Below are 1703 nucleotides of genomic sequence, written 5' to 3'. Positions count from 1 at the left end.
GGCCCGGTCGCGCTGTTCGAGATCGGCCTCAACGTGCCCGTACCGGTCCTGCTGTGGCCCCGGACCGGCGCTCCCTGCGCCGTGCACGGGGACGCGCCGCGCACCGGGACCGCGCGTACGGACCCGCCGGACACCGGGAGTCCCGGGGACCCGGACCCGGACACCGCCTGCCCCGGCACCGCCTTCCTGGACCGGCTCACCGCCTCCATCGCCGACGTGCCGCCCGCCGAACTCCCCCGGCACGTCATGTCGTTGCGGCTCACGGCGGAGGCCGCCGACGAGCCCGAGCGGCACTGGGCGCGCCACCTCCAGCTGCTCTGGGACGACCCGCGCTGCTTCCCCGAGACCGGCGCGAGCCTGCACTCGCCCGTCGCCTGACCGACCGCAACCGACCGCCCCCACGGAGAAGAAGAGCCCATGCCCCTGTGGCCCGTCTACACCGGTACGAACGAGCCGCACGACGGCATCACCGAGCTGCCCGCACCACCGCCCTGGCGGGACTTCGACGGCGGGCCGGTGCTCCCGGCGCCGGACGCCGCCGCCGACACCGCCGCCCACTCCCCCGACCGCACCCACCGCGCCGAGACCTACCAGGCCACCGAGGAGACCGTCGAACTGGTCAACGCGGCCCTGTACCTGCGCCGCCCGCTGCTGGTCACCGGCCCGCCCGGCACCGGCAAGTCCTCGCTGGTGTACGCGGTCGCCCGGGAGCTCGGGCTCGGGCCGGTGCTGCGCTGGAACATCACCAGCCGCAGCACCCTGCACGACGGCCTCTACCAGTACGACCCGCTCTCCCGGCTGTACGCGGCCCGGCAGGAGGCGGCCCGGCCCGGGCGGACGGACGGTACGCGGGACACGGGCGGTAGGCAGGACACAGCGGGCCCGGTCGACGGGTCGGGCATCGAGCACCACCTGCGGCTCGGCCCGCTCGGCACCGCGCTGCTGCCGTACGCCCGGCCCCGCGCGCTGCTCATCGACGAGATCGACAAGAGCGACCTCGACCTGCCCAACGACCTGCTGAACGTGCTGGAGGAGGGCCAGTACGAGATCCCCGAGCTGGTGCGCGCCTCCCGGCTGACCCCGGACGGCGTCGCCGAGGTACTGGCCGACGGCACCGACGAGCGGGTCCCGGTGGTCCGCGGCCGGGTGCGCTGCCGGGCCTTCCCGTTCGTCGTCCTCACCAGCAACGGCGAGCGCGAGTTCCCGCCCGCCTTCCTGCGCCGCTGTGTCACGCTGCACCTCAGGCAGCCCGACGACCGGCACCTCGCCGAGATCGTCCGCGCCCACCTCGGCGAGCCCGACGCCTACGCCCGCACCCTGATCGACCGCTTCCTGTCCCGGTCGGGCGCCGGCGACCTGGCCACCGACCAGCTGCTGAACGCGATCTACCTGGCCCGCTCCGCCGGCCTGGACGCCGGGTCCCTGGACCGGCTGGCCGAGCAGCTGATGCCCTACCTGGGGCAGAGCGCGCAGTCCGATGTCTTCTGAGCCGGCCGGTTCCCCGGATCCCGTGGTCCGCCTGGCCGAGGTACTGGCCCGGGTGTCCCACGGGGTGCGCCCGACCCCGCTGGAACTGGCCGAGGTGCTGTGGCTGGCCCGGCACATGAGACCGGAGACCACCGAGCCGGAGACCGGCACCGACGGGCGGGAGACCGCCCCCGACGTGCGGGAGACCGGCGCCACCGGGCCAAAGGCCGGGGAAC

At 75.2% G+C, this 1703-nt stretch carries 2 protein-coding genes and 1 pseudogene; all 3 read left to right on the top strand.

Annotated features, from left to right (window positions below):
• A pseudogene (locus tag H5J33_RS34235) lies at nt 1–378 on the top strand (hypothetical protein); the annotation flags it as partial.
• A gap of 39 nt (nt 379–417) precedes the next feature.
• Nucleotides 418–1488, top strand: a complete 1071-nt coding sequence (locus H5J33_RS34230; RefSeq protein ID WP_181798555.1) for a MoxR family ATPase — start codon at nt 418–420, stop codon at nt 1486–1488.
• Nucleotides 1478–1703: hypothetical protein (locus H5J33_RS34225; protein WP_181798554.1), on the top strand; the 226-nt coding region annotated here is incomplete at its 3' end. The genes H5J33_RS34230 and H5J33_RS34225, both read left to right, overlap by 11 nt.

Origin of the sequence: Streptomyces sp. WELS2, from assembly GCF_013870595.1 — a bacterium.
Lineage (GTDB): Bacteria > Actinomycetota > Actinomycetes > Streptomycetales > Streptomycetaceae > Streptomyces.
The sequence above is the reverse complement of the archived record's forward strand: the minus strand, read 5'-3'. Positions and strand labels throughout refer to the sequence as shown.